Here is a 7,842-nt window from a genome sequence, read left to right on the forward strand (position 1 = left end):
AGGCGCCGCCCTCCGGGCGCGTGAGCGTCGAGCATGTGGTGAACGTGCTGTCGCGCATGCGCAGCGTGCAGATGCCGCCGAAGATCGATACTGCGCTACAACTGACGACACCGCCGCTGGCCGACACATCGCGCTACGACGGGCTGCGCCCGGCACTGCAACAGCCGGAGGCCGGACATGCGTGATCTGATCGTCGAACTCAAACAGTTGCGGCTGCACGGCATGGCTGCCGGCTGGGCCGAACTGCTCGAACAGGGTAACGTCGAGGTGGCGTCGTCGCAGTGGCTGCTTGAACGGCTGCTGCAGGCCGAGAGTGCCGACCGGGCCGTGCGTTCGGTCAGCCACCAGATGAACGCGGCGAAGTTCCCGGTGCATCGTGATATCGCCGGCTTCGACTTCGATGGCTCGCCAGTCGATCGCCAGTTCGTCATGCAACTGGCCAGCATGACGTTCACCGAGGGCGCGCACAACCTGGTTCTGGTCGGCGGCCCGGGCTCGGGCAAGACGCATCTGGCGACCGCCATCGGCGTGTCCGGCATCATGCACCACGGCAAGCGGGTGCGCTTCTACTCGACCGTGGATCTGGCCAACGCACTGGAGCAGGAGAAGGCGCAGGGACGTGCCGGCAGGATCGCGGCGAGCCTGCTTCGCCTCGACCTGGTCATTCTGGACGAACTCGGATATCTGCCCTTCAGCCAGGCCGGCGGGGCGTTGCTATTCCACCTGCTGAGTCGCCTGTACGAGCATACAAGCGTTGCGGTGACAACGAATCTGGACTTCGCCGAATGGTCCAGTGTGTTCGGCGACGCGAAGATGACCACGGCATTGCTGGACCGGCTGACGCATCACTGCCACATCGCGGAAACCGGCAACGAAAGCTACCGTTCCCGCCATAGCAGCGCCAGTGCAAAGAAGCGTATCCGCTCGCGCGAAGCAGCGCGCAGAGCCGACGGTGCGAGCGCGAACGAATCGGCCTGATCGTCGCTTGCCGCGCAGTGGAAGCCGCTACGGGCTACGCCCTTCGCAGCTTCCGCTGCGCAATGCATCCTCATACGAAGGAGGACAACCACTCCGGAAACCCATACACTTATCCACAACCGGTCCTTCTTCAGGCCGGTCTCTACCCCGGCTCAAAGCTCGATCGGCGCGGTGGCTCAAAATTCATTCGGCGCGGACAGTATATATGCGATCCAGCACCTGCTTGCTGTAGACCAGATCATTTGGCAAACGGGACGAGGCCATGTATAAGCCTGCAGCCAAACCCTCATCGAGCGTTACAGCGATATTACCTTCCAAGCCGGGCGGCGTTCAAATAAGCGTCAAGCAGGAAGTCCGGTCGACAGTTTCCTTGTCGTCAGCCATGCATTTCCCTGCTGGTGTTTGAGAAAACCGCTATCCCGCTACAAATATCCCGAAAATCAGAAACGCAGAGGAGCAACGCACCCGTTGAAATTGGAAGGCATAATTTCGAAACCGGTCGGGCACTCACTCTCATTCCTTGATCAGAACCTCGACGTCCTGAGACCGGAAAGCGTAGACACGTCCTGCACGAACATCCAGTATCAGTTGCTTGAGCGAATCGATCCGTTCCCGGATCTTCTTCACCTCGCCCTCTGTCGCCGCGCCCTCCTTCTTCCGGTCAAGTTGTCCGCAGATACTGACCAGATGGGCAACCGCTCCGGGGCGTGACATGAAATGGCGCTCCATTCAGTCCCCGTAGACCCGGCGGAATAACGCCCTTATGTACGCCAACAGCACACGTAACGGGACATGCGTGTGCAGACACCGGTCGATACCCTCCCCGAGCGCTGCCATCATGTCCATATCCGGGGCGTGAGACGGCAGTATCAGGATCACCGGTATCGCGGATCGCGCACATCTCAGGGAGCGCAGGGCGTTTCTCCTGTATGTCGCGGAGATCGATGCTCCCAGAATGGCACCATCAGCCTGAGCCGCACCAATGTGCTCGAATGGGTCGTGCTCATGAAGATGTCGCACGCAGCGATAGCCGGAGCCCTCAAGCGTCCCGAAAGCTGCTTCAAGTTCATCGGGATACCGCTCGATAAGCAGAATGCGCCTGTTTCCTGTATTTGCAGTCATCCAGATCCGTTGAAGAAACGCTTCCTGAAATTTGTTGTGTGCAGACCGAATTAAAGATGAGGGGATCTTTTCCGCTTAACGCCTCGTCTGCGTCTTCCCCGTCCGCGGCTCGATCTACCGAGAGTCCCCGCGATCGGCGCTCAATGCCACCAGATACAGGTTCGTCAGTTCCGACAATTCAGAGTGGTACTGCTCTGGCATCGGAATATCGCCAATATGCGCCATCGCTCCTTCAATTCGGTCCCGGAACGCTTGCTCGACGTCAATGCACTGTGATGGCGTGAGCCGTGGCAACGTAGCATCAAGCAGCTTGCTGATGACCATCACCCGCGCCTCAATGCGGGCCACGTCATCGACGTTCGATGCCGTAACCTGCCCCGATGATTTCACCGGGTCAGAGCCGATAACGTTCCTCACTTTGGCCAATAATGCCGGATACTGACGGATGGCCGTCTCTCCGCCTCGCCCATCGTGGAACCTGTTTCAGGCTTACCGCACGAACCACCCTGCGCCTGTTTATTTCCGTGAAGTAAGAGGCAACGTCAAGGCCCCACGCTCAGCGAATTCATGACATTTCGGTCTCCGAGCTACCGATCCAGATACCACGAAGCAGGATGGGACGACTCTGGAGGTTGCTTCCGGGCAGGCATCTGTCTTCTGATCAAGCCGGATGCGCCGTCGCAACGAGATCCAACTGCCGGGCGTCCTCATCCGAGAGTGCGCGTTCGATGTCAAGCACGATCAACATACGCTCGTCACGTGACGCGACACCAACGATATGCTCCGTCAACGCCGCTGCACCTAACCTCGGAGGCGGCATGACGTCCTCAGCCGCTATTTCCACCACGTCTGACACTGCGTCGACCACGACACCCACCACGCGACGCAGCACGTTCAGCACGATAACGATCGTCTGGTCGTTGTAGGTCGGGCTGTCGTTGCCAAGGCGGATTCGCAGATCGAGAATCGGTACGATTACGCCACGCAGGTTGACGACACCCTTGATGTGTTCCGGCGCATTGGCGATATGCGTCACGTGGCTGTAGCCGCGGATCTGCTGCACGCGGAGAAGATCGATCGCGTAGTGCTCCGAGCCGAGCACAAACGCCAGACATTCCCTCCCGGAGCCCTTGCTCGATGCTCCGATCCGCCGCGGCTTGTCCTGAGATTGATGCATCCCGTTCATCCCTGTTCCGATACCTCAAAAAGTCTACCGGTCCGAGCCGGCCGGTTCAGCAGTCGGCTTCCCGATAACTGCAGGCGTCGGCAAGGCGGTGGTCACAGACTCATTCGCCGCGTGGCCAGCGCGTTCGCCGACAGACGATGCGGTTTTCGGCAACGCCGCAGATCGCCTTGCCGGCACGGACAGCTTCCTGGCCGGCAAGACGGCGGGAACCGCGCGGAGGACGGCAGCAGGTGCCGAGGCAATCTGACCGCCCGCGACACGGAAGGTCGACACCGCGGCACCGAGCTGTTTGCCTTGATCCTCCAGCGACTGGGCCGCCGCCGCTTCTTCAGCAAGCGCGGCATTCTGCTGGGTAACCTGGTCCATCTGCGTGATGGCCTGATTCACCTGTTCAATACCGCGGCTCTGCTCTTCTGATGCTGCGGCGATTTCACCCACAATGTCGGTGACCCGGCTGATCGCATGGGTGACCTCGGACATCGTCCTGCCTGCTCGACTTCCGCCGTCCCACCCCGGATTTTTTCTACCGACGCGCCGATGCGATCCTTGATTTCCTTCGCCGCTGCCGACGAACGTTGAGCGAGGCTTCGCACCTCACTCGTCACAACCGCGAAGCCACGGCCCTGCTCTCCCGCACGAGCGGCTTCCACAGCGGCATTCAGCGCCAGAATGTTAGCCTGAAACGCAATGCCTTCGATGATGCCTGTGATTTCGGCGATCTTGCCCGAACTCTGATTGATGTCGCCCATCGTCACGACCACCCGGCAGACAACCTCGTTACCCGGTTCGCAACTTAAGGCTAGACGAAGGCGACATGAAAGTTAAATGAAATACCGTCAGTTTCTTTACATCTTTCTGAACGAATGCTCAGAGCTTTCCGTTTTATGGCCATTTCATCAGGCGGTAACGGTAGTCTTTATCGAACCGTAAGGACTGGACCGAATTTTCGTCAAGCCAACGGTCACCGGCGGATTGTTGATAGCGGACCTGTCGCGAACGGAGGTTCGTCACCGCGAAACGTAAGTGCACATACTGCCATCGTCTTGCATGCCGATCTTCCCCCGCTTGAGGGAGGAACGGCTGACACCGAACATGTGATCATGCCGACGGCGTGTTCCGCTGCGGCAAGGAAAGAAGAAAGGACGACAGATCGTGCCGCGTGCCGCAGTTTGCCTTTTCGAGCACGGCTTTCACATGATCGCGTGCCGAGTTGACCGAGATCTGCAGCGCATCGGCAATTTCCCGATTCAAGAGACTGTGTTTTCGGCCGTGTACAGGTAAGTACCTACTTATACGTGTTGCTTCCCTTCCGGGCCAGCAAGTTCCTCATTAACTTCTTCGTGCAAGCGATTCATGACACTCACCGTCAACAGGCGTCTGATCCTGTCTCTTTCCATTGCCCTCGCTGCGCTGCTTCTTACAAACGCTTATTCATTGTGGGCGCTGAGCCGTGCGCAGGAGCGCTTTGCAAGTCTCGAGACAAGGGTCATTCCAAGCATCGTCGATCTGGCTGCAGTGCAGAATACGCTATTGTCCCTGCGCCTTTATGCAACGCGGCACTCGCTTGCGCCGACGCCGAGCCTTAAGGCTGGCGAGGAAAAGAAGCTGACTGATCTGTACGTCAAGATGGAACGCCTGTTCGAGAAATCCCAGCACGAAAATGCCCAAGGCGACCCCGGCGCTCAGCAGTTCATCGACACGGACAGGGACAACTATCGTGAGTATGTAAAAGTCCTCAACAACCTGCTCGACAAATCTCGTGCCGGCGATTCCAACGGGATACAGGCGATTGTTTTTGCAGTGGGAGGTACGATAGGGGGAAAAACCACGGAAGATTTCGCCAGGCACTACGCCTACAACCTTGCTCAAGGGGGACAGCTTTCCAAGGCCAACGACGAGTCCTTTCGAACAACGATCTGGGTGTTGTCCGTGATTGTTTGCGCTGCGTTCGTCGGCACGGTCTGGAACGGGCTACGCGTGTACGGTATTGTCGGCGGTGGCCTCACGAGGATGAGGGCCAGGCTGGAAGAGGTCAGTGCGACGCTCGACCTGACACGAAAGGCACAGTCTCCCCGTATGGACGAATTCGGACAAAGTGCCGTCTCCTTCAATGGGCTGCTCGATAGCGTGTCGAAGGCGATCGGCGCCGTGCGCGGCTCGGCCGAATCAGTCGCGGTGGCATCCCGGGAAATCGCACGCGGCAATACCGACCTGTCGTTGCGCACCGAAGAACAGGCTTCTTCTCTCGAAGAAACCGCAGCAAGCATGACGCAGCTGACTGAGACGGTGAAGCAAAACGCGGATAACGCGCGGCAGGCGAATGCCCTCGCGGCCCGGGCGACCGATATGGCGGATGCCGGCAACGATGCAGTGCAAGGCATGGTCAGCACGATTGAAAGAATCAGCGGCAGTTCCACCAAAATTTCGGAGATTACGGGCGTGATCGAAGGAATCGCATTCCAGACAAACATCCTCGCGTTGAATGCTGCCGTCGAGGCGGCCCGTGCCGGGGAACAAGGCCGTGGTTTTGCCGTGGTCGCGAGCGAGGTCCGTAACCTCGCACAACGTTCGGCCGCTGCCGCGAAGGAAATCAAGGAATTGATTGGCTCGTCGGTGACGATCATTCACGACGGTGCCAAGCAGGCGACGGAAGTCGGCGTCACGATGGGTGAGGTCAAGCAGGCAATCAAGCAGGTGTCCGATATCGTCGGCGAGATCGCCGCCGCGTCCGAGGAACAAAGCCGCGGCATTGAGCAGGTGAATCAGGCCGTCGGACAAATGGACGAAGTCACCCAGCAGAATGCAGCGCTCGTCGAGCAGGCCGCAGCGGCCACCCAGTCTCTTGAAGAACAGGCGACCCGCCTGAAAAACGCTGTCTCGGTATTCAAGCTCGCCGATGTCGGGATCTCCACGTCACGATCCGTGATTCCGCAAGGCAGACCGCTCCCGTCCAGTCCCAAACCTCTCACCGCGCGTCGTGCTGCACCGGCGAAACCGACGACGGCGCCTCAATTACCCAACACCACGGCCAGCACTGGCCTGCCCGTCGCCGCGGACGCGGGTAGCGCCGGCTGGCAAACGTTCTGAGGAGCAGTGATTTGACTAACACCGACGCGCTTTTGAATGAACTTTCAACCCGTATCACATCGAACAGCCAACGCTGTTTCCCGTTTCGGCGCCCGGGTTGTCGTCATGCGTAAATTCATTCACGCAACGCTACCGCACCTCAACACGTCCCAGTGCGCGGAGATCAACAAAGCCTTTCGGAACGGGATCGAAGACGCCATGTCACTCACGTGACGACAGCCCCCTGCCCGCCAAGTTTTACGCAGCACTGCTGGAACAGACCAAAATACTGTTGATCGCACTAGACAAGAAGGGTGCCGCTTCCCGAGAGCCCTTCTCGCAAACGTTCAGGCAACGTCTCTCAGGCTCCGGCACGGGCCCTCCATGCCGGAGTCCCTCGGCGTCGTGGTCAACTCACACGACGCCTTTTTTCATTCCATGAATCGCTTACACGTAACGAGCGTTTCGCCATGTATCGCGCATCCTCGGCCATGACACCTGAACTGGCTGAACTTCTCGATGCCTGCGCCACCTTCGCCCCCGCGGCCAGGGAACAACGCATCTTCATGCGTTTTATGGTCGTGCCCATGCTCGCCCGAAAACTCGACGCGCTACGCATTGCGCTTCGTGCCGCCCCCCAACGCGCATTTGGTCAGGCCCTGATCGACCAGATTGCGCGGGCCTTGAGCGATGCGTGTGCACGACTCGACCTGCGGAGTCGACTAGACCAGTGGCGACACAGACGCTGACGAAGAAATCCGGAGAAAAACCGCGCGACCGCCCTCGGCCCGCGCGAAAAGCCCCGGCGCAAAAACGACGTTGATCGTCTTACACGTCAATGAGCATGCCAAACGAAATCCGTCTCGAATGTCCTCGTTGCGGGCAGGTGGTCACGCCCAAACTGGAACTGAACAGGAAAGACAACAAGGCAAAGAGGCGGTATTGACCGGTTCGCAACCGCACGATCAAGGACTTCTACAACGCCTGGCCTGGAGCCATCGTCCTGCTCGTCGTCATCGTGCGTATAAGGCGGGGACACCCTTGAACGCCGACATTCCGTCGGGTGGTCATGGTGACGCGGGTGTTGTTGCTGAATCGCACGGGCGGCCTATTCCCCATACCCAGCCCGATTGATGAATCACAACGACATGGTGACGAACCGGTTGATTCCTCGTGAACCAGTGAATGATCACAACCAGTTTCCTTCTCTTTTCTGCCGCCTGACGCGAATAAAGGCTTTGTCCTGCTGATATTACAAATGACCGCGTCAGCATGCCACGATCAGCGTCATCGTGGATGACGCCTATAGAAACCGAACCCTCCCATCGTCAATCATTTTGTTAAACAATAATGGCGCGATTTTCCTAGCAGGCTGTTGAAAAGTGCCTCGTCATGATGACCGAAGCTATGTTCAGGAGGCTTGCGCGTGCGATTTTCCGCTGAATTACCGGTTCGCCGCGCAATCTGCGCGGGGCATGCGCACGCATGCA

7 protein-coding genes and 2 pseudogenes are annotated in these 7,842 nt (G+C 58.7%); 4 read left to right on the top strand and 5 right to left on the bottom strand.

Annotated features, from left to right (window positions below; genetic code table 11):
- Both FSO04_RS44250 and istB read left to right on the top strand, forming a co-directional pair.
- Window positions 1–185, top strand: a pseudogene (locus tag FSO04_RS44250) (IS21 family transposase); the annotation flags it as partial.
- Entirely contained in the window at window positions 178–978 is an 801-nt protein-coding gene (gene istB / locus FSO04_RS44255) for an IS21-like element helper ATPase IstB (RefSeq protein WP_154567639.1), read from the top strand. The pseudogene FSO04_RS44250 and the gene istB, both read left to right, overlap by 8 nt.
- Window positions 979–1,491: 513 nt before the next feature.
- Here istB and FSO04_RS44260 read toward each other — a convergent pair.
- From FSO04_RS44260 to FSO04_RS44280, 5 genes and pseudogenes are all read right to left on the bottom strand, one after another.
- Entirely contained in the window at window positions 1,492–1,692 is a 201-nt protein-coding gene (locus FSO04_RS44260) for a hypothetical protein (protein WP_154567640.1), read from the bottom strand.
- Window positions 1,693–2,214: 522 nt separating this feature from the next.
- The gene (locus FSO04_RS44265) at window positions 2,215–2,526 is read right to left on the bottom strand and encodes a hypothetical protein (RefSeq protein WP_154567641.1); all 312 of its coding nucleotides are present in this window, start codon (window positions 2,524–2,526) and stop codon (window positions 2,215–2,217) included.
- 235 nt (window positions 2,527–2,761) lie between these two features.
- Window positions 2,762–3,277 (bottom strand): chemotaxis protein CheW, encoded by a 516-nt coding sequence (locus tag FSO04_RS44270; RefSeq protein WP_154567642.1) that lies wholly within the window; start codon window positions 3,275–3,277, stop codon window positions 2,762–2,764.
- A gap of 33 nt (window positions 3,278–3,310) precedes the next feature.
- A pseudogene (locus tag FSO04_RS44275) lies at window positions 3,311–4,068 on the bottom strand (methyl-accepting chemotaxis protein); the annotation flags it as partial.
- A gap of 316 nt (window positions 4,069–4,384) precedes the next feature.
- Window positions 4,385–4,537, bottom strand: coding sequence for a helix-turn-helix domain-containing protein (locus FSO04_RS44280; protein ID WP_154567643.1), 153 nt, complete (start codon window positions 4,535–4,537; stop codon window positions 4,385–4,387).
- A 102-nt stretch (window positions 4,538–4,639) separates the two neighbouring features.
- Between FSO04_RS44280 and FSO04_RS44285 the strand changes: the two genes are divergently transcribed.
- Window positions 4,640–6,373: a methyl-accepting chemotaxis protein gene (locus FSO04_RS44285; protein ID WP_154567644.1), complete on the top strand. Its 1,734-nt coding sequence runs from the start codon at window positions 4,640–4,642 to the stop codon at window positions 6,371–6,373.
- A 449-nt stretch (window positions 6,374–6,822) separates the two neighbouring features.
- Complete coding sequence (locus FSO04_RS44290) at window positions 6,823–7,101, top strand: hypothetical protein (RefSeq protein WP_154567645.1); 279 nt, start codon at window positions 6,823–6,825, stop codon at window positions 7,099–7,101.
- Window positions 7,102–7,842 lie beyond the last annotated feature (741 nt).

Source organism: Paraburkholderia madseniana, assembly GCF_009690905.1.
Taxonomy (GTDB): domain Bacteria; phylum Pseudomonadota; class Gammaproteobacteria; order Burkholderiales; family Burkholderiaceae; genus Paraburkholderia; species Paraburkholderia madseniana.

What these genes read in the sequence shown, in the direction of transcription:
- istB (WP_154567639.1), top strand. Translation starts at nt 178, where the DNA reads ATGCGTGATCTGATCGTCGAACTCAAACAGTTGCGGCTGCACGGCATG.
- FSO04_RS44260 (WP_154567640.1), bottom strand. Translation starts at nt 1,692, where the DNA reads ATGTCACGCCCCGGAGCGGTTGCCCATCTGGTCAGTATCTGCGGACAA.
- FSO04_RS44270 (WP_154567642.1), bottom strand. Translation starts at nt 3,277, where the DNA reads ATGCATCAATCTCAGGACAAGCCGCGGCGGATCGGAGCATCGAGCAAG.
- FSO04_RS44285 (WP_154567644.1), top strand. Translation starts at nt 4,640, where the DNA reads ATGACACTCACCGTCAACAGGCGTCTGATCCTGTCTCTTTCCATTGCC.
- FSO04_RS44290 (WP_154567645.1), top strand. Translation starts at nt 6,823, where the DNA reads ATGTATCGCGCATCCTCGGCCATGACACCTGAACTGGCTGAACTTCTC.